Genomic DNA, 20,866 nt, shown 5'->3' with positions numbered 1-20,866 from the left:
AAAATATTCTAAAAGTTTCTGCAAGGTATCATAAAATTCCTGTAACTTGCAGCCGAATTTTTTACATAAAAAACAACCTCTTTTAGATGAAAAAAGTTGCCATTTTTGGACAAGCCTACAAAAACAACGACCGTCGATATTTTGAAATTTTAATTGAAAACTTAAACAAATACGATATTGAGATTGTTATTGAAAAAGATTTCATAAAAATACTTTCTGAACTCGGCGTAAAAAATTTAGACTTACCTACTTTTTCTAGCTATGAAGATTTAGACAATTCCTTTGATTTATTATTTACCTTAGGAGGAGATGGAACTATCTTGAATGCGGTTACCCTTGTGAGAGATTTAAACATCCCCATTTTAGGGATCAATACCGGACGATTAGGTTTTTTAGCCACCGTTCAGAAAAAAGAAATAGAAAGCGCCATTTTTTCATTGATCAATAATGAATACACCATTCAAGAGCGCGCCTTATTAGAAATTCATACCAACAATAAAAATGCTGATTTTAAAGAATTAAATTTTGCTTTAAACGAAGTAACCATTGCTCGTAAAAACTCTACGTCAATGATTGGTATTGAAGCTTATTTAAATGGCGAATCTTTAACAACCTATTGGTCGGATGGCCTAGTGGTTGCCACTCCTACTGGATCTACAGGTTATTCTTTAAGTTGCCACGGCCCTATCATTATTCCAGAATCTAATAATTTTGTTTTAACACCTATTGCGCCACACAACTTAAGCGCAAGACCTTTGGTAATTCCTGATAGTACAAATATAAAATTGAAAGTTATTGGTAGAGAAAAAGAATTTTTCCTTTCACTCGACTCCAGAGTTTCTACGGTAGAATTTGAAACAGAAATCACTTTGAAAAAAGCGTCTTTCCAAATAAAAATTATACAACTAAACCAACAAACTTTTATTGAAACCTTGAGAAGCAAACTTTTTTGGGGAGAAGACAAAAGAAACTACATGTAATTTTAAACTCTCTGCTTGATTTAGCACAAATTTCATCTAAATTACTTGTCTGTTTACACAATAAAACAGCCTGTAAACTAGTTAAACTTAAGTGTATTAAAAAATACCTTGTTTAACTTTATTAAGCAAATTGAAATAATTATATTTGCTCGCAATTTCAACTATGGGAAAACCAATTTTTATTTTAATTTTCACGATGCTGACCAGCGTTCTAACGGCTCAAGTTAACGAACTTGGATTGTTATTGGGTGGAAGCAATCATGTTGGAGACGTAGGTTCTTCAAAAGTTTTCAGACCCTTTTCATCGGCAAGCGGTTTAATTTACAAATTCAACAAAACTCCGCGAATCGCCTATAGAGCATCTTTGTCTAAATTAAACATCAATCCAGATGATGCAGATTCTTACAACGAAGTACAACATTCCTTTGAAAACTCTATAAACAAATCTATAACCGAACTTTCGGTAGGAATAGAAATAAATTTTTTCGAATACAATTTAGCCTATAGAGGTCAGGAACGCACTCCTTATTTATTTTTAGGATTGGCTGCCATTCAATTTAAAGCGGCACAAAGTACAGCACCAAGTGTTGACCCTGAAATAATAGTCAATTACGAAAACGAAAGAAGCCTTGCCATTCCTTTTGGGATTGGCTACAAAACTAGACTTTACGGAAGGTTTGCTTTGGCTATTGAAACAAGAGTGCAGTATACATTTACAGATAATTTAGATGACGGTCAGTTTATTTCAGAGGAGATTTTAGCTGCCGACCATCCAAATAAAGAAAAATTCAACAACTCGGCAACAAACGACTGGTATACTTTTACAGGTATTTCTTTAGTTTATACATTTGGTAGACCTGCCTGTTACAACTCTAGAATACGTTAATGGACATTTTATCACAAATAGACAGAACCAAGGTACCCAAACACGTAGCCATTATTATGGATGGTAATGGACGTTGGGCAAAGAAGCAAGGAATGGCTAGAATTTTTGGTCATAAAAACGGATTAAAAGCTGTTAGAGAATCTTTGGAAGCAGCAGGAGAAATCGGTACAAAAGCCGTTACCTTATATGCTTTTTCTACCGAAAATTGGAACAGACCAAAATTAGAAGTGGATGCTTTGATGAGCCTCTTGGTTCAATCCTTAAAAAAGGAACTTCCAACTTTTCAAAAAAACGACATCAAAGTAAACGCCATTGGACGCTTATCGCAGTTACCTGAAAAAGCGCTTAAAGTATTAAATGACATTATTGACGTTACCAAAACCAACAGTTCTTTAACCCTAACCTTATCTTTAAGCTATGGCTCAAGAGAGGAAATTGTTAACGCTGTTAAAAATATATCTAAAAAAGTTGTTAATAATGAGATTTCCGTAGAAGAAATTGATGAAAACATTATTAATAATCATTTATATACATTTTCTTTGCCAGATGTGGATTTACTCATCCGAACAAGTGGTGAGCAAAGAATCAGTAATTTTTTACTTTGGCAAATAGCATATGCTGAATTGCATTTTACAAATGTACTTTGGCCAGACTTTAGAAGAGACGATTTTTATAAGGCTGTAGTAGAATATCAAAATCGTGAACGACGCTTTGGTAAAACAAGCGAACAAATTGAGAATTTAAATGACAAAAATTAAAATAGGTTTACTGCTATTCGCAGTAACTTTTTCACAACTAACTTTTTCTCAAGACAAGAAAGAAACAACCAAGTCTGAAAACATCAATTTTGTAGAAAACAAAAAATATGTTCTTGGAGAAATTTCGGTTGTAGGAACACAACAGTTCAGTGAAAATTCAGTAAAAGTCTATTCTGGACTTACACCTGGCCAAAAAATTAAAATACCTGGCGACAAATTATCCAGCGCTATTAAACGTCTTTATGGTACCAAACGTTTTAGTACCGTTGACGTATATGTAACTAAAATAGATGGTGAAACTATTTATTTAGAATTTAATGTAACTGAGTTGCCACAACTTAGTGCCGTAAAAATTACTGGTGTTAGCAATTCCAAAGCAAAAACACTTAAAACAGAAGCCGAATTAAAAGTAGGTGAAATGGTTACCGACAACTTATTGGTTACTACAAAAAATTACTTCAAAAAGAAATATACCGACAAAGGATACTTAAAAACGAAAGTTTCTATTGACACAAAAAAAGACACTTCTGAAGTAAACGCTGTCAAAATGAAAGTACATTTAGACAAGGGTACTAAAATAAAAATTGACAAAATTACTTTTCATGGAAACGAAAAAGTTTCTGATAAAAAATTACGTAAGTATTTGAAAAATACCAAAAGAAAATTTTGGGGTCGTTTTTGGAAGTTCTCTAAATATATTGAAGAAGAATACCAAGAAGATTTAGACAATTTAATTGACAAATACAGCGAACAAGGATTTAGAGATGCCCGAATTATTTCAGACACCATAACTTGGAATGATGATGAAAAAACAATCAACCTAGACATTACTTTACAAGAAGGGAAAAAATATTATTTCGGAGACATCAAATATCTTGGAAACAGCTCTTATACTACCGAACAACTACAACGTTTCTTAAAAATTCAAAAAGGAGATGTTTACAATTCAAAAATATTAAATGAACGTGTAAAAGGAGATGGAGGTCCAGATTCTGAAGATATTTCTTCTTTGTACCAAAACAGTGGTTATTTATTTTCTCAAGTAAATGCCGTTGAAACAAAGGTGGACAATGACTCAATTACTGTTGAAATTCGCATTCATGAAGATGATCCTGCAACCATTAAAAAAGTGTCTGTATCTGGAAATGAAGTTACTAACGATCATGTCGTTTATAGAGAATTAAGAACACGTCCAGGTCAATTATACAGTAAAGAAAATATCATTCGTTCTATTCGTGAAATTTCTCAATTAGGTTTCTTTGATCCTGAAAATGTGACTCCAGATTTAAAACCTAATTATGTAGACAAAACAGTAGATATCGATTATTCTGTAGTAAAAAAAGGATCTAGTCAGATTGAATTGCAAGGTGGTTATGGTGGGGGTGCCTTTATTGGTACTTTAGGATTGTCATTTAACAACTTCTCTATCAGAAATATTTTAAAGAAAGAAGAATACAAACCTCTTCCTATGGGAGATGGACAATCTTTAGCCTTACGCTTACAAGCAAGTAGATACTATAGTACTTACAGTTTTTCTTTTTCTGAACCATGGTTAGGAGGAAAAAAACCAAAATCTTTTTCTTTCTCTATCTACAACTCAAAACAATACCAAGTTGATTATACAACCTATAGTGTAGACAAGAGTAAACGTTTAAATATTATTGGATTAACAGTTGGTTTGGGACAAAGATTGCAATGGCCAGATGATTATTTTACTTTAAGTCAAGCTATTAGTTTTAGACAGTATGATATCAACCAATACAATATCGGTCTGTTAAATTTCGAAAACGGAACAGGAACTTCCAACAATTTATCCTACAGTATTACCTTAGGAAGAAATTCTTCTGGACCAAGTAAAATATTCCCTACTACAGGGTCTGAGTTTACACTTGGTGGAAAATTCACTTTGCCACATTCTTTATTTAAGAATATCGACTATGGTAATTTAGAAAACTTAGCAGAATACAAAACAGCACCTGCTGACAGTAATAATGACGGCGTTATTGACAGTAACGATGCTATGAAAGATCAATACGGAAACGACATTAGCGTTACAAATACAGGTAAAATAAACCAAGAAAAATTTAGATGGTTAGAATATTATAAATTGACTTACAAAGGAAAATGGTACACACCATTAGTAGGTAAATTTGTTTTAATGACCAATACTGAACTAGGATATTTAGGAGCTTACAATTCAGATTTGGCGAATATTCCTTTTGAAAAATATTTTGTAGGTGGTGACGGATTGCAACAAGGACAATTTGACGGACGTGAAGTTGTTGGCTTAAGAGGGTATGAAAATTCAATCTTATCTGGAAATGCTGGAGGTAAAATATACAATAAGTTCTCTATGGAATTAAGATACCCAATTACCTTAAAACCATCGGCATCTATTTATGCTTTAGGTTTCTTAGAAGCGGGTAATTCTTACGAAGATTTCAAAGAGTTTAATCCGTTTGATGTAAAAAAATCTGCTGGTTTTGGTATTCGAATTTTTATGCCTGCCTTTGGATTGTTAGGAATTGATTTTGGACATGGTTTCGACCCTACTCCTTTCTCTACAGAAAAATCTGGTTGGCAAACACATTTTATTATTGGACAGCAGTTCTAAATTATTATATTTGTCCAACTTGATTATTGGCACGATTTTTTCAAATAGAAAATAGATACATGGTAAAAAACATATGCATATTACTCTTATTAACCGCTGGCTTGCTGAATGCACAAAAGCCACAAACAATAGCGTATGTGGATATGGAATATATTTTAGAAAGTATTCCTGCCTATCAAGAGGCACAAAAACAACTAGACAATAAAGTTGCCGGTTGGCGTTCTGAAATTGAAAAAAGAGAACGAGAAATTGAATCCATGAAAGCAGACTTAAGTAATGAAAAAATATTACTTACAGAAGATTTGATTTTAGACAGAGAAGAAAATATTGAAATAAAAGATATTGAATTAAAAAAAATGAGAGCCACCTATTTTGGTGTCGAAGGAAGTTTGTTTGAATTGAGACAGCAATTGGTAAAACCCATTCAAAATGAAGTTTACAATGCGATTCAAAAAATAATAAAACGAAAAAAATACGATTTTGTGTTTGACCGCTCAAGTGATTTGATTATGTTGCATGCCAATAAAAAGTATGACATTAGCAAGACTGTTATTGCCTATATAACCAAGTCACAAAAAGAATTAGAAGTAGAAGATGCCAAAATAAAAAAAGCGACTTCTAGAGAAGCATTAAAAAAGAGATTGGAAGAACAAAAAAAGCGTAGAGAAGAAAGAGTAAAAAAAGTAATACATAGATAAGAAAGAGGTTAACATTAACCACAAAAGAAAGAAGAAAGACCAAAACATTAATTTAAAAAACAAAAAATGAAACATTTAAAATCTTTACTAGTAGCTGCATTATTAACTTTAGGAGTATCAGCAACAAATGCACAAAAAGTAGCCCATATAGACTTTGAATCATTAGTAGCAAGTATGCCAGAAACGGTAAAAATGCAAGCTGATTTAGAAAAATTGGGAAAAACGTACGGAGAAGAAATTCAATCTGCTCAAAAAGCCTTGAAAGCAAAAGTAGACAAGTATACTGCTGAGGAAGTTTCTCAAACTCAAGCTCAAAACGAAGCTAGAATTAAAGAAGTTCAAACAGATCAAGCTAAATTGCAACAATTGCAACAAGCAGCCCAACAAGAAATTGCTGAAAAAAGAAATGCAATCCTAGATCCTATCGTTAAAAAAGCCCAAGAAGCTATTAACGCAGTAGCAAAATCAAAAGGAATTGCTTATGTTTTAGACTCTAAAGCATTGATCGTAAAAGAAGGTGATGACTTATTAAAAGCTGTTCAAACAAAATTAGGAATTACAGCAACAAAGTAATTTTTAAAAGTATACCAACTTAAACTCGTTATTCTTTTATTAGAATAACGAGTTTTTTATTTTTACAAATATGAATACACAGCCCATAGGTTTATTTGATTCTGGTATTGGAGGAATCTCTATTTGGAAAGAAATACTAAACGTACTTCCGTATGAAAATAGTATTTACCTAGCGGATAGTAAAAATGCACCTTATGGTCAAAAGTCAAAAGAAGAAATTATTGCTTTATGCATCAAAAACACCGATTATCTTATAGCAAGAGGTTGTAAAATTATTGTGGTTGCCTGCAATACCGCAACAACCAATGCTATTGAAATATTAAGAGCTCGATATGACATTCCATTTATCGGAATTGAACCAGCTATCAAACCTGCCGCACTTAAAACCCTTACCCATACAATTGGCATATTGGCTACCAAAGGAACCTTAAATAGCTCTTTATTTGCTGAAACTTCAAAAAAATATATTTCTGATATCAAAGTCGTAGAACAAATAGGTGAAGGTTTAGTTCCCCTTATTGAAAATGGACTAATTGAAAGTGAGGAAATGGAGCAGCTGTTAAAAAAACACCTTGCACCTATGCTTCAAAATAACATAGATTGTTTGGTATTAGGGTGTACCCACTACCCTTTTCTGATCCCTCAGATCAAAAAAATAATTGGCAATTCAATACAAATAATCGATTCAGGGTTAGCTGTTGCTAAACAAACAAAAGCTGTATTAGAACGAATAGCATCTTTAGCACCGCAACAAATTGGCAAGCATGAAGTCTATATCAATTCTAAAACAGACACCTTACAAACTTTTCTTAAAGAAATAGAAAACGTTCATTTAGCATACAAAGAATTTTAAACAAAAAAAAACGGATTTACAAAAAATGTAATTCCGTTTTTTTTTATAAATTCAATAATTCTTAACCATTCATTGAGATTAAAAACTCTTGATTATTTCTTGAATATTTCACTTTATCATTGATGAATTCCATGGCTTCAATAGGGTTCATATCGGCTAAATATTTCCTTAGTACCCACATACGCTGTACAGATTTAGCATCAAATAATAAATCATCTCTACGTGTACTTGATTTGATCAAATCAATAGCAGGATAAATTCTACGGTTAGAGATATTTCTATCCAACTGTAACTCCATATTACCTGTACCCTTGAATTCTTCAAAGATCACCTCATCCATCTTAGATCCAGTTTCTGTTAATGCCGTAGCAATAATAGTTAATGAACCACCGTTTTCAATATTACGGGCAGCACCAAAAAAACGTTTAGGTTTGTGCAATGCATTTGCATCAATACCCCCTGATAAAATTTTCCCAGAAGCTGGAGCAACAGTATTGTAAGCTCTTGCCAAACGTGTAATCGAATCCAAAAGAATGACCACATCATGTCCACATTCAACCAAACGCTTTGCTTTTTCCAAAACAATATTTGCTACACGAACATGTTTGTCTGCCGGCTCATCAAAAGTAGAAGCAACCACTTCTCCTTTTACGCTACGTTGCATATCCGTAACCTCTTCCGGTCTTTCGTCAATTAACAAAACAATTTGATATACCTCTGGATGGTTTTCAGCAATTGAATTTGCAATATCCTTTAGCAACATGGTTTTACCCGTCTTAGGCTGCGCCACAATCATACCTCTTTGTCCTTTACCAATTGGCGCAAACAAATCCATTATTCTTGTAGACAAGGTATTTTTTCTATCAACTAAATTGAATTTTTCTTCAGGAAACAAAGGTGTTAAATGTTCAAATGACACACGGTCACGCACAACATTAGGCTTTAATCCATTGATTCTAGAAACTCTAATTAATGGAAAATATTTTTCTCCTTCTTTTGGTGGACGAACATTTCCTAAAACCGTGTCTCCCGTTTTTAAACCAAATAATTTAATTTGAGATTGAGATACATATATATCATCAGGTGATGACAAATAATTGTAGTCTGATGATCTTAAAAAACCATAACCATCTGGCATCATTTCTAAAACCCCCTCACTCTCTATGATCCCATCAAACTCATAATCAGGATCACGGTATTTTGTATTGCTACGGTTGTGATTCTTTTCTTTATTTTGTTGATTCTTGTGTTGTGGTGTTTTATTTGGTCGTGGCTTATTTTCCTTCTGATGCTGATTGTTTGGCACCTGATTAGGATTTTGTTTTGGCTCGTTTTGTTTTGGCTCATGTCTTTTTACAGGAGTCTCAGATACTGTTTTCTCAGAAGTTGCTTCTGTAACAGATTCTTTAGCCTTCGGCACACGTTGTCTAGGCCTTGGTGCTTTTGCTCTCGGAGCAACACGCTCTTTAATTACCGTTTCTTTAGATGGCGTTTCGCTTTGTATTGTTTCTGGAGAAGCTACTACTGTTGTTTCAGATTTATTTTCTTGTACAGCATTCGATTCTACCTTCTCTATTTTTTCTTTAGGGGCAACTTTTGCAGCTGTTTTTTTTCTGACAGGTTTTGCTTTAGGTCTCGCTGGTTTAGCTTCAGATTCTACCTTTTTTACTTCTTGAGCAGAAAACGATGCCGCTTGTGCATCTAAAATTTGGTAAATTAAATCTAGTTTTTTTAATTGGCTTGTTTTTTTTAAGCCATTTTCTTTTGCAATAGCCTGTAACTCAACAAGTGTCTTTTCTTTGAGTTGTGATATTTCAAACATTAGTGTGTGTATAATTAAATTGTAACTGATTCTTTAAATAAAAGAATTTGAAGAATGTTTTTTTGAATTGCTTTTGAACCGATTTCCGAACAGAAATCAATGTAATCGTGTAGGTGATTATGTAACAAATATATACTTTATTTTTTAAAGTAATCATTTATTTTTTAAAAATAAAAACATACTTTTGCCATGCTCGAAATATATGAGCCTCTAAAAAAATGATACAACGCGTTCAAACTATCTATCTAATTTTAGCTTCCTTAATTTCAGGAGGCCTAGTTTTTCTTGTGAACTTCTGGACTCTTGAAGAGACCAATGTCATGGGATTATTAGAAAGCCTAGCTAGTGAACGTATCTTAATAAAATCTATAGGAATCTCTTTTATTGTTTCTGCCTTATTGTCTTTATACACCATCTTTAATTTTAAAGATCGTAAAAAACAATTTGTCTTTGGAAGAATAAATATTCTTATCAACTTCTATTTATTAGGCGTATTGCTATCACAGTCTCTAAATTTATCTGGAGAGATGAACATCTCAGAGAAAGGTATTGGGATTTACTTACCTATTATTGTTATTATTTTGCTCGTCATGGCAAACAAAGCAATTAAAAAGGACGAAGATCTTGTAAAATCTGTTGACCGATTGCGATAAATCTAACATCTTAGTTTATTTATGCGAATTAAATCCGAAAGTTAACTCTTTCGGATTTTTTTATTTTGTAATTTTAGCGGATAGCGCTGTATCCTCCCTATAAATAGGGAGTCTAAACTTTCCTGTTTTATGGGTATTGTGCGCATAATGAGTTAACTATATATTTGTAGAGTAAAATGAAAGTTGAAAATAAGATTAGAGTTCACATAGCTGACGATCACCAAATATTAATAGATGGAATCATAGCTGTACTAAATAATGAAGAAGAAATAGAAGTCGTAGGACATTCTGTAAACGGAAAACTGGTGTTAGATTGGTTTGAAAAAAATGAAGCAGATGTGCTGGTTTTAGATATTAATATGCCTGTTTTAGATGGTATAGAAGTTCTAAAAAAGTTTCAAGAACAAGGTAGAGAAATAAATGTAGTTATTCTATCTAGCTATGACGATGTCAAACTAGTCAAAGAAGTTCTAAAATTAGGAGCTAACGGATTTCTTGCAAAAAAATGTGCAGGTGAACATATAGCAGAAGCAATAAAAAGTGTCTCGCAAGGAGATCAATATTTTAGTAAAGGAGTACAAAAAGATATTTTCTCTTCTCTTTCAGGAAGGAAAGAAGTTAAAAAATCGAACCAAGATGGTGTATTCATTAGCTCATTGACAGATAGAGAATTAGAAGTACTGAAACTTATTAGTTACGAAATGAGTTCCAGAGAAATAGGCGAAAAACTACATATTAGTACAAGTACAGTAGACACCTATAGAAAAAGCTTACTCAGTAAATTAAACGTGAAAAATGCGGTCGGACTAGCCATGTACGCCGTAAGAAATAATATATTATAAAATCCTACCCCTATAGATTTTCAAGCGTTTTAGTTTTTCAAAAAACTAAAACGCTTTTTTTAAACAAATTATCCAACACTAAACCCTAACAAAATGAAACAATTTATCAAATCTTTAGCAATAGTAGCATTAGCTATTAACTTTGCAGCATGCAGCAACGAAACAATAAACGAAGAGGCTCTGAATGAGACTCCTTTAAAATCATATACCTTAAGCAGAGCTGAAGACGGAACCTATTCTCTTGAACAAACTTTAGCTAACGGAGAAGTGACGACTAGTATCGTTCCTTTAGTTAACAATGAAGTAAAAGTAGATTTCGAAACAGAATCTTCTGTTAAAATACCTAGCTTGTCTATTTTTGATGAACCTGTTACTACCAAAAAAGGAGTTAGCAATAAAACAAAAACAGATTTAAAATCATATGCAATAACTCAATTGGAAAATGGATCTTTTGATTTAAATTTTGAGGTAGCTAGTTTTGTCGTACCTACATTTAGCTATAGCCAAGAACATGGAAGATATGAAATTCGTTTAACTGAAGGAGACAATAATGGAATTGTTAACTATTCAGAAAATTATCTTAAGTTTGAAGGAGAAAAATTAAGAATTGTTTTTATACATGTATCTTCTGAAACAACCTTATCTAAATTCAATCAAGGTTCAGAAGTTGTAGGACCTCCAATCTTTGATTTTGACTAAAAAATTAAGTTATTAATGATCAAAAAAATAGCGATACTACTACTGTTTTTAACTAGTATTTGTACTGCACATAAAAAATCAATAGCCATAGTAAATTCTACTATGGCTATTGATTTTGTACAAAACCCCGATATAAATTATTTGGCAAATGCCAAACTATTATTTAATCAAAACAAACTTGAACAAGCTTTAGAAAGCTTTTTAAAAATATCAAACACCTCTGAAAACAGTGAAATAAAAGGGGAGTGCTTTTATTATATCAGTCAAATTTTATTAAAAAGTAAACGCTTAAAAAAAGCATTGGAGTACACTGACAAAACAATAAACATAGCTTCCAAAACGGCAGATACCACGAAAATTATAGACAACTATATCGTTGCTGCAAAAATCCACTTTAAAATCTATAGCCAAGACTCTATCTCATTTTCCAAACACCTTGACAGCTTATCCTATTATGCTCATAAAGGACTATACCTTATCAAACAATACCCTTACTTAAAAGCTGAGTCTTCCTTATACCACAGTCTTTCTATTTACCACTATTATCATAGAAATAAAACACGGTCAGAAAACTATGTATTAAAATCTTTAGACATAGAAAAACTCAGAAAAGATACAATTGCACAAATACTCATTTTAAACACACTAGCAGGGAATAAACTCGGTGAAAATAATTATGCTGCTGCCAATAAATTTTACCAACAAGCCTATACATTGTTAAGTAAGGCAAAGGACTATCCAAAAAAAACGAAGCACAAACAAATGCTTTACACCAATTTGGCATGGACCAAATACAACTTAAAAGACTATAAGGCCTATGATTACTTAGCCAAAGCAAATTCGATTAATGATAGCCTAAGAGATTTGGAATTTGACGGAATTATTTCTGAAGTTGAAGCCAAACACAACGTAGACATAATCAAACAAAATTCTGAAAAAAGGCGTATCAAAGAAGTTCAATTTCGAGAAAAAATGCAACTTTGGGGAGGACTATTAATCTTAGGAACCCTTGGTTTAGCGATCAGTTTTTGGATCTATAGAAAAAACTCCAAATTGAATGAAGAAAACATCCAATTACAATTTAACCAGTCCAAATTATTAAAAGAAAAAGAACTGGAAAAACTAAAAAGCGACACACAAATAAAAATATTAAACGCTACTTTAGATGGTAAGGAGTCGGAAAGAAAACAAATAGCAGAAACGCTACACGACAGTGTTAGCGCTTTGTTATCAGCTGCAAACCTACATTTACAAGCCAGTAAAAGTCAGTATAAAGGAGAAGTACCCATAGAAATCAATAAAACTCAAGATATTATCGACGAGGCTTCTAGCAAAATTAGAAACCTTTCTCATGAATTAATCTCTTCTGTTCTCTTAAAATTTGGTTTGAGTTTTGCTATTCAAGACTTCTGTGAAAAATACTCTAATTCGCAAATTGAAATTATTTCTAACATTAAAAATATTGGACGTTACGATCAAAATTTTGAAATAAAAATAAATAATATTATAGAAGAATTCATCAATAACATACTAAAACACAGTAAGGCGAGTCAGGCTTCAGTTTCTATTTTAGCATTTCAAAAATCTTTATTTATAAGTATCAAAGATGATGGTATTGGATTCAACCCCAAAAAGAAACAAAAATCTGACGGTATAGGAATCAACCAAATTGAAGCCAGAATTAAAATGATGCAAGGAGAGTTTCTATTAGATTCAAAAGTAAACGAAGGAACCAAAATTGAAATAACAGTTCCTATTATTTACAAAACCTAATTCTAAAAAAAACAACAGCAAAAAGCCGAAGTAAAATACTTCGGCTTTTTGCTGTTCGTGACTTTATTCTAAAACATTATTTTGAATAATGTGTTTTTGGCAAGGCTTTTAATGTTGCCGATGCCTGCTCTGCTGTAATATCTCTTTGCGGACTTGCAAACATTTCATAACCAACCATAAATTTCTTAACCGTTGCCGATCTTAATAATGGTGGATAAAAAGACATATGGAAATGCCATCCTTCGTTATTTTCCCCATCGGTTGGGCTTTGGTGTATTCCTGCTGAATATGGAAAAGAAACTTCAAACAAATTGTCATACATTATTGTCAATTCTTTCAAAATTGCCGCATAAGAAGCCATTTCACTTTCAGACAACTGACTGATGTTTTGATAATGTTTTTTAGGAACAATCATTGCTTCATAAGGCCAAACTGCCCAATAAGCAATCAAGGCTACGAAATCATCATTCTCTGCAAGAATACGCTCTCTATCTCCCTCTAACTCTTGCTTTAAATAATCTCCTAGCAAACTTTTACCATTTGCTTTAAAATAATCTCCTTGTTTTTCCGATTTCTTTACAATTTCTCCTGGAATAGATCTTTGAGACCAAATTTGTCCGTGAGGATGTGGATTGCTACATCCCATAATAGACCCTTTATTTTCAAAAATCTGAACGTAATTAATTCCTTCTTTAGCACCCAATTCTTCGTATTCACTTTTCCAAAGCTTGATCACTTTTGTAATACTTTCTTCTTCCATTAAAGGAATTGTCAATGAGTGATTTGGAGAAAAGCAAACTACTTTACAAATTCCTGTTTCTACTTCCGATTTTAACAAACCATTTTCAAAACTTGTAGGCTCATCATTTAATATAGCCGCAAAATCATTTTGAAAAATAAAAGTATCCGTATATTTAGGATTTACATCATCTCCTACTCTTGCATTCCCAGGGCATAAGTAACAATTTTCATCATACGCAGTGGTATTCATAACCGCTTTGTCTTCCTTCTTTCCTTGCCAAGGTCTTTTCGTTCTATGAGGAGAAACTAAAATCCATTCTCCTGTTAAAATATTATACCTTCTATGTGATGTTTCGTTAATATTTGTAGCCATCTTAGTTTATTTTACTTACTCCGTTATTCGTTTTTACTGGTATTGCCGTTAAATCAAGATTGCACGCCTCTTTATACGCTTTTGAGGCATCTGTAACAAAACTTTCAACATGCTTCTCGTCAATTAGGTTGATGGTACAACCTCCAAAACCACCACCCATCATTCTTGCTCCAAGTACGCGATCGTCGTTTTTAGCGTATGCTGCCAAGAAATCTAATTCAGGACAACTTACTTCATATAAATTTTGCAAACCATCATGAGATGCATTTAACAATTCACCCACCAAGGTAAAATCATTGTTTTTTAAAGCCTCAACCGTTGCCTCTACTCTTTTTTGTTCTTGAATTACATGCATTGCTCTTTTTACGCGATCTACACCTAATTCTTCTTTAAACTCTTCAACCATTTCTTCCGTAGCTTCTACCAAAGTCTTTACTTGAGGATATTTAGCTGAAATAATTTCCAATGCAGATTCACATTGTGCTCTTCTTTCATTGTAGGCACTATCCGCCAAATTATGAGATACGTTTGTATTCAACAATAATAACATATTTGTTCCCATTGCTGCAGGAATGGTTGAATATTCTAAAGTTTCACAATCTAACAATATAAAGTGGTCTTTCTTCCCCTTTACAACTGCAAATTGATCCATCACTCCTACGTTAGCTCCAGAAAAAATACGTTCTGCATTTTGACATAACTTAATAATCGTAATATCATCTATATTTAATTCAAACAATTCATTCAATCCTTTTGCAAAGCCACAAAGTAAAGCTGCTGATGAACTGATCCCAGAACCTATTGGTAATTTACTATCTAAAACACAGTCGAAACCAGTCACTTTTCCAGGTGCAATTTTATCTATTTCAGATAAAACTCCGGATAAATAACTCAACCAACCATCTCCTGGTTTTTCAGGAATCGTAATATCAAAAGAAAAACCTTCTGAGAAATTTTTACTTAACACATTCGATATAGTAGCACTGTCATTTTTCTTTAATGTATAATAAATACATTTATCTATAGCTGCTGGCAATACATTTCCTCCGTTATAATCAATATGTTCACCAATTAGGTTTATTCTTCCTGGTGCCTCCATTAAAACAATGCCTTCTTTATCAGAAGTAAGAGACAAATCTATTTTCTCATAGTCTGATTTGCTTAATTTAGTACTCATAAAATCTATATGTTTAAGTTAAAGTTGTACAAAGATAATAAATGTATTTTGTACATTTAAAAAAAACAACCTTTATTTTCAATAAATTTAGCTATTTTTGGAAACTATGAGCGCACAAAAAGTAGATTATTACGCATCCGAGAGTAAAATATACATTGCAACAGACTGTATTATTTTTGGCTTCGACAATGAATCCATTAAATTATTGGTTTTCAAACGAAGGGTAGCCCCATTTGAAGGCGAATGGTCGTTAATAGGAAGCTTTGTGAAAAATGATGAAAGCGTAAACAATGCTGCAAAAAGAGTACTTAGAGAAATTACGGGTTTGGAAAATGTTTTTATGAAACAATTAAAAGTCTATGGCGAAGTAGACCGAGATCCAGGATCGAGATGTATTACTGTGGGCCAATATGCTTTGATTAGAATTGAAGATCAAGACAAAGCCTTGGTGGAAAAACACGGAGCTGTTTGGCACGACCTACATGAACTGCCTGATTTAGTTTTGGATCACAATACCATGGTGAAGGACGCACTTACCCAATTACGTTTACGTGCCAGCTACCAACCTATTGGTTTTGAATTGCTTCCTGAAAAATTCACCATCCCTAGTTTGCAAAAATTGTATGAAGAAATTTACCAAATAGAATTTGATGCTCGTAATTTTAGAAAAAAAATTATAGCCTTAGATGTATTGACGAAATTAGATGAAAAAGACAAATCTAGTTCTAAAAAAGGAGCCTTTCTCTACAAATTCAACCCTACAAAATATAACAAATTATTAGAGGCCGGAATTAATTTCAAACTCTAGTCCTCTTCAATTAAATCGCACAAATAATTCAACAAATCGGTTGTGGTAACAATGCCTTTTAATTTATGATCATCGACTACTGGTAAAGCGTGAAATTCATTATGTGACAAAATTTCAGCAACTTCTTTTATTGTTTTTGAAGAATTTACTAAGGTTGGATTTTTCACCATTAATTGCTCCACACTATACATGGCATACACTTCCGTATCTACAGATTCATAAACCGGTTCATATGCTTCAACAAAACTAATTCGTAATAAATCTGTTAAACTTAACATTCCAATTACGTCTTTTTTAGCGACAACAGGAATATGTCTAATATGATGTGTTTTCATCAGGCGCTCTGCTTCTTCCAAAGTTTGCGTTACATTTAAGGTAACCACAACTTTAGACATTATTTTGGCAATTGTTTCTTGTCGTTTCATAAGTCAAATAATTTAGGTTTGATCTTATAAATTTCAAACAATAATACTCAAAAACTCATGACAAGCATCAGTAATTTTAAAAGTTGATTTTCGTAATTTATCGGTTTGATTTGTTACCAACTACCGCTAGCTCCACCCCCGCCGAAGCCACCGCCACCAAAACCTCCGCCAAAGCCGCCAGAAGAACCTCCAAAACCACCAGAGCTACTTCCGAAGCCGCCACTGCTTCTTCCCATACTGCTAAAAAGTATGGCAGTAAGAATGTCAGAAGAAACATTTCGATTTCCTCTTCCACCACCTCCGCCTCTATTTCTAGAAACAAAAAATAAGATGATCACAATAACGACTACAACTAGGAGTGCATTGCTTTTTGCTGAAGAGTTATTCTCAGTCGCTGTGTTTTTAGGGGAAGCTTTATAGGTTCCTGATAAAATATCAATAATTACAGAAGTTCCTTTGTCTAAACCTGCATAAAAATCACCGGTTTTAAACTCAGGTTTTATTATATTTTCAATAATTCTACGACTAAGAGCATCTGTTAATTTATGTTCTATACCATAACCAGTTGCAATAGTCACTTTCCGTTGATTTTTTGCTACCAGAACCAACACTCCATTGTCCTTTCCCTTTAAACCAATACCCCACTTATGTGCGATTTCGGTTGCAAACATAGCAATATCATTAGAACCAATAGTTGTTAGCGTCAGCACCACCAACTGTGTAGAAGTGGAATCACTATAGCGAATCAACTTTTGTTCTAATTGTTTTTTTTGCTGTGCATTTAAAAGCTTCGCATCGTCATAAACACTTGTTTGTACTTTAGGTTTCTCTGGAATTGACTGTTGAGCAGTACCATAAAAACTCATTCCCACAAACAGTAGTACAAACAGCGTAAAGATGTGAAAATTAGTAGGTTTCAAAACGATAATTTTTTAGGGTGAAATATTTTAAGAAATAAACTTATTTACGATCTCCTAAAAAACGAAGTAAGTATAAAAATAAGTTCACAAAGTCTAGGTACAAAGTTAAAGCGCCAAAAATAGATTTTTTCTTAGATGTTTCTGCATCGTCATCAAAAGCAGCCATTTGTTTAATTTTCTGCGTATCGTACGCTGTCAAAGCCACAAAAATTAATACACCTGCATATCCTATTATATAATGCAACATTTCACTTTGCATAAAGAAATTAACCACAGAAGCAATGATCAAACCAATCAATGCCATAAAAGCTAAGTTTCCTATAGAAGTCAAATCTTTTTTAGTCATATAGCCATAAGCACTCATCACTCCAAAAGTCAATGCTGTTATTAAAAATGTAGAGGCAATAGATTGTGAAGTATAGACTAAAAACACCATCGACAAGGTTAAACCATTTAATACCGAATACAATAGGAACACAGTACCCGCAGTTTCTGCCGACATTTTATTGATTCGTGCTGACAAATAAATTACGGCTCCAATTTCTGCACCTATTAAAATATAAAAAGGAAGACTGCTTCCACTTCCAAATAAGATATTAATAACTGCTTCTGTTGAAGAGGCCCACATAGCAACCACTCCTGTAATGACTAAGGCGCAGCTCATCCATCCGTAAACTTTAGATATAAATGCCGCCTGAACTTGTTCTCTTTGTTGTTCTAATGATAATTGTGTTTCCATACTTTTTATTTTTTGTAACTACTTTTGAGTAGACTATTTCTTTTAATTTCTTTTTTTAACCTTTTGATAATTCATCAGACAATTCATTTACATCATCTGACTGATAGGGAAAAAATTGTTTCAATTTCTTACCCGCTTCTTCAATTCCTAATTGCAAGCCTTTCCCAAACTTTCCTTTTTTAAATTCTGTCAAAACTAATTCTTTGGTCGTATTCCAAAAATCGGCTGGTACAACTTTGTCAATACCAGAGTCTCCAATAATCGCAAAACCATGATTTTTAATATCTAAAAAAAAGAGCACTCCATTTTTTGCTGCCGTATTTTGCATTCCCAACTCAAAAAACAATTCCTGAGCTCGTTCCATAGCTGTCTTATCCGATTTCGGATCAATATGAACACGTATTTCTCCTGAAGTATTTTTCTCAGCAGCCTTAATAGCATCTACAACCGCTTTTTCTTCTTTTTCAGATAAATGATATTCTGGCATGGTTTAAAATTTTACTTCAACCGCTTTTTCACTTCCTTCCGCAGATTTGTATCGAGACATTTCTTCGAAACCAAACATGTTTGCAAACAAACTGTTAGGAAATATTTTAATATGCTTATTGTAACTATTTATAGAAGCATTAAAACGATCTCTTTCTACCTTAATTCTATTTTCCGTCCCTTCCAATTGACTCTGCAATTCTAAAAAGTTCGTATTTGCTTTTAACTCTGGGTACTTTTCAGCAATAACCATCAATTTCCCTAAAGCTCCTGTCAATCCTTGTTGTGCTTTTTGAAATTGCCCCATGGTTTCTGGTGTCAAATTACTGGCATCAATTTTAGTACTCGTTGCTTCTGATCTTGCTTTGATTACGGCTTCCAAAGTCTCTTTTTCATGTGCTGCATAACCTTTTACGGTATTCACCAAATTTGGGATCAAATCGGCTCTACGTTGGTAAGAACTTTCCACATTAGACCAACTTGTTTTCGCATCTTCCTGAAAATTAATAGCTGTATTGTTAAACCCTTTAAATGTACTATACCCCCAAATTAAAACGATTCCAACAATAAGTAACGGTATCCATTTTTTCATGATTCTTATTTTATTTAATTACAAAACTGAGAATTATTCACTCTCCTATTACATGTCAATTTACATACCAAATTTTATAGACTGAAATTTTGTCAGCCTTGCCATTTTCTACTACAATTGATTTCTAATTTTTATCAATTCTGCCTTCACTGATTCCAATCGCGCAATGACATCATGGGTATCTACAGTTGCTTTCGGTTGCGTTTTCAATTTGTTTTTTGCCCCATCTAAAGTAAATCCTTTTTCTTTTACTAAATGAAAAATTAATTGAAAATTTTTTACATCTTCTTGGGTAAACATTCGGTCTCCTTTACCGTTTTTCTTAGGCTTAATGATTACAAATTCTTTTTCCCAAAAACGAATCAAAGAAGCATTCACGCCAAAAGCTTTCGCAACTTCTCCTATTTTATAGTATCGTTTTTCTGGTAGTTCTATATTCATTAGTCCAATGATTGGTTTTCTTGCGAGGACATTTCTAGCATTTTGTCATATTCCTCAGGCGTTAAGTCATTAAAGTAATAATAAACTGGGTTTACTTTTCGATCTCCTTTTACCACCTCATAATGCAAATGTGGTGCTGTAGAAGTTCCTGAAGTCCCAACATATCCTATCAAATCTCCTCTTTGTACATTTTGATTTTTACGGACAACAAAACTCTCCATATGCCCATAATTTGTTTTATAACCAAACCCATGGTTTATTTGCACATGATTTCCCAAACCTCTTCTAGATTTTATGGCTTTAGACACCTTCCCATCTCCTGTTGCATATACGGGTGTTCCTTTGGGAGCAGAGAAATCCATTCCCCAATGGTATTTTTTCGTTTTATAAATAGGATGAATACGGTAACCATATCCTGATGCCATTCGCTTCAAATTTTTATTAGAAACAGGCTGAATTGCTGGAATGGCAGCCAACATTTCTTTTTTATTCTTAGCCATTTTCACAATCTCATCCAATGATTTTGATTGCACTACTAATTGCTTCGACAGCACGTCTATTTTTTTTGTGACTTCCTTAATCATGGTTGAGTTTTCAAAACCATCTAAAGATTTATACCTGTTTACCCCTCCAAAACCAGCTTGCCTTTCTTCTTTGGAAATTGGTTCTGCTTCAAAATACACACGATAAATATTGTCATCACGTTCTTGAATATCCTTCAATACTTCCGTTCCTTGATCCACGCGTTTGGATAAAAGTTGGTAATGCAACTTTAAATTCTCCAATTCACTCTCTAATTTTATCTGTTCTGGCGATTTTATAATGGGGCTAAACCCTATAAAACCGATAAATGCGATCAACAACATTGCGGTAATAAGTAATAAGGTTTTCTTTATTTTGGTACTCTTCTTCACGGTAATTCTCTTGTAAGAGAGTGTGTCTGAATCGTAATAAAATTTTACTTTCGCCATAATGCTAAATGTAGTACTTTTGTATGCTCATTTTAACAGACA

22 protein-coding genes are annotated in these 20,866 nt (G+C 33.1%); 12 read left to right on the top strand and 10 right to left on the bottom strand.

The features are described from left to right. The first annotated feature begins 86 nt into the window (after nt 1–86). From FGM02_RS12085 to murI, 7 genes are all read left to right on the top strand, one after another. Nucleotides 87–980, top strand: a complete 894-nt coding sequence (locus FGM02_RS12085) for an NAD kinase (protein WP_139958635.1) — start codon at nt 87–89, stop codon at nt 978–980. Nucleotides 981–1,143: 163 nt separating this feature from the next. Further along, a complete protein-coding gene (porG, locus tag FGM02_RS12080) occupies nt 1,144–1,866 on the top strand; it encodes a type IX secretion system protein PorG (RefSeq protein ID WP_139958634.1) in 723 nt (240 codons plus the stop codon). Next, on the top strand, nt 1,866–2,624 hold the full coding sequence (locus FGM02_RS12075; protein ID WP_139958633.1) for an isoprenyl transferase: 759 nt from the start codon (nt 1,866–1,868) through the stop codon (nt 2,622–2,624). Before porG ends, FGM02_RS12075 begins: the two co-directional genes overlap by 1 nt. After that, nucleotides 2,611–5,238 carry an outer membrane protein assembly factor BamA gene (gene bamA / locus FGM02_RS12070; protein WP_139958632.1) on the top strand — a complete coding sequence of 876 codons (2,628 nt, stop codon included), beginning with the start codon at nt 2,611–2,613 and terminating at the stop codon, nt 5,236–5,238. The genes FGM02_RS12075 and bamA overlap by 14 nt, the downstream gene beginning before the upstream one ends. 59 nt (nt 5,239–5,297) lie before the next feature. Next, entirely contained in the window at nt 5,298–5,936 is a 639-nt protein-coding gene (locus tag FGM02_RS12065; RefSeq protein WP_139958631.1) for an OmpH family outer membrane protein, read from the top strand. A 66-nt stretch (nt 5,937–6,002) separates the two neighbouring features. Further along, nucleotides 6,003–6,509 (top strand): OmpH family outer membrane protein, encoded by a 507-nt coding sequence (locus tag FGM02_RS12060; protein WP_139958630.1) that lies wholly within the window; start codon nt 6,003–6,005, stop codon nt 6,507–6,509. Between the two features lie 70 nt (nt 6,510–6,579). Then, the gene (gene murI / locus FGM02_RS12055; protein WP_139958629.1) at nt 6,580–7,362 is read left to right on the top strand and encodes a glutamate racemase; all 783 of its coding nucleotides are present in this window, start codon (nt 6,580–6,582) and stop codon (nt 7,360–7,362) included. A gap of 61 nt (nt 7,363–7,423) precedes the next feature. Here murI and rho read toward each other — a convergent pair whose 3' ends face one another. Next, a complete protein-coding gene (gene rho, locus FGM02_RS12050) occupies nt 7,424–9,184 on the bottom strand; it encodes a transcription termination factor Rho (RefSeq protein ID WP_139958628.1) in 1,761 nt (586 codons plus the stop codon). Nucleotides 9,185–9,402: 218 nt separating this feature from the next. Between rho and FGM02_RS12045 the strand changes: the two genes are divergently transcribed. The 4 genes from FGM02_RS12045 (at nt 9,403) to FGM02_RS12030 (ending at nt 13,151) form a co-directional block, all read left to right on the top strand. Then, nucleotides 9,403–9,837, top strand: coding sequence for a DUF4293 domain-containing protein (locus FGM02_RS12045; protein WP_139958627.1), 435 nt, complete (start codon nt 9,403–9,405; stop codon nt 9,835–9,837). 176 nt (nt 9,838–10,013) lie between these two features. Beyond that, on the top strand, nt 10,014–10,679 hold the full coding sequence (locus FGM02_RS12040; RefSeq protein WP_139958626.1) for a response regulator: 666 nt from the start codon (nt 10,014–10,016) through the stop codon (nt 10,677–10,679). Between the two features lie 93 nt (nt 10,680–10,772). Then, the gene (locus tag FGM02_RS12035) at nt 10,773–11,378 is read left to right on the top strand and encodes a hypothetical protein (protein WP_139958625.1); all 606 of its coding nucleotides are present in this window, start codon (nt 10,773–10,775) and stop codon (nt 11,376–11,378) included. A 15-nt stretch (nt 11,379–11,393) separates the two neighbouring features. Then, nucleotides 11,394–13,151 carry a sensor histidine kinase gene (locus FGM02_RS12030; RefSeq protein ID WP_139958624.1) on the top strand — a complete coding sequence of 586 codons (1,758 nt, stop codon included), beginning with the start codon at nt 11,394–11,396 and terminating at the stop codon, nt 13,149–13,151. A 76-nt stretch (nt 13,152–13,227) separates the two neighbouring features. Here FGM02_RS12030 and FGM02_RS12025 read toward each other — a convergent pair whose 3' ends face one another. Then, entirely contained in the window at nt 13,228–14,265 is a 1,038-nt protein-coding gene (locus tag FGM02_RS12025) for a UDP-glucose--hexose-1-phosphate uridylyltransferase (RefSeq protein ID WP_139958623.1), read from the bottom strand. Nucleotide 14,266: 1 nt separating this feature from the next. After that, a complete protein-coding gene (galK, locus tag FGM02_RS12020) occupies nt 14,267–15,442 on the bottom strand; it encodes a galactokinase (protein WP_139958622.1) in 1,176 nt (391 codons plus the stop codon). Between the two features lie 106 nt (nt 15,443–15,548). Between galK and FGM02_RS12015 the strand changes: the two genes are divergently transcribed. Then, the gene (locus FGM02_RS12015; protein ID WP_139958621.1) at nt 15,549–16,250 is read left to right on the top strand and encodes an NUDIX hydrolase; all 702 of its coding nucleotides are present in this window, start codon (nt 15,549–15,551) and stop codon (nt 16,248–16,250) included. Here the strand turns inward: FGM02_RS12015 and FGM02_RS12010 are convergent. The 7 genes from FGM02_RS12010 to FGM02_RS11980 form a co-directional block, all read right to left on the bottom strand. Further along, nucleotides 16,247–16,675, bottom strand: coding sequence for a CBS domain-containing protein (locus tag FGM02_RS12010; protein WP_139958620.1), 429 nt, complete (start codon nt 16,673–16,675; stop codon nt 16,247–16,249). The two genes, FGM02_RS12015 and FGM02_RS12010, sit on opposite strands and share 4 nt — an antisense overlap. Before the next feature lie 113 nt (nt 16,676–16,788). Next, complete coding sequence (locus tag FGM02_RS12005) at nt 16,789–17,595, bottom strand: TPM domain-containing protein (RefSeq protein WP_243739397.1); 807 nt, start codon at nt 17,593–17,595, stop codon at nt 16,789–16,791. 40 nt (nt 17,596–17,635) lie between these two features. Continuing rightward, a complete protein-coding gene (locus FGM02_RS12000; protein WP_139958619.1) occupies nt 17,636–18,334 on the bottom strand; it encodes a Bax inhibitor-1/YccA family protein in 699 nt (232 codons plus the stop codon). Between the two features lie 55 nt (nt 18,335–18,389). Next, nucleotides 18,390–18,821: a TPM domain-containing protein gene (locus FGM02_RS11995; RefSeq protein WP_139958618.1), complete on the bottom strand. Its 432-nt coding sequence runs from the start codon at nt 18,819–18,821 to the stop codon at nt 18,390–18,392. A gap of 3 nt (nt 18,822–18,824) precedes the next feature. After that, nucleotides 18,825–19,412: a LemA family protein gene (locus tag FGM02_RS11990; protein ID WP_139958617.1), complete on the bottom strand. Its 588-nt coding sequence runs from the start codon at nt 19,410–19,412 to the stop codon at nt 18,825–18,827. 111 nt (nt 19,413–19,523) lie between these two features. Further along, complete coding sequence (locus FGM02_RS11985) at nt 19,524–19,853, bottom strand: MerR family transcriptional regulator (protein WP_139958616.1); 330 nt, start codon at nt 19,851–19,853, stop codon at nt 19,524–19,526. After that, nucleotides 19,853–20,824: a M23 family metallopeptidase gene (locus FGM02_RS11980; RefSeq protein WP_139958615.1), complete on the bottom strand. Its 972-nt coding sequence runs from the start codon at nt 20,822–20,824 to the stop codon at nt 19,853–19,855. Before FGM02_RS11980 ends, FGM02_RS11985 begins: the two co-directional genes overlap by 1 nt. Nucleotides 20,825–20,866: the final 42 nt, after the last annotated feature.

It is taken from the genome of Flavicella sediminum (genome assembly GCF_006381105.1).
GTDB lineage: Bacteria > Bacteroidota > Bacteroidia > Flavobacteriales > Flavobacteriaceae > Flavicella > Flavicella sediminum.
The sequence above is the reverse complement of the archived record's forward strand: the minus strand, read 5'-3'. Positions and strand labels throughout refer to the sequence as shown.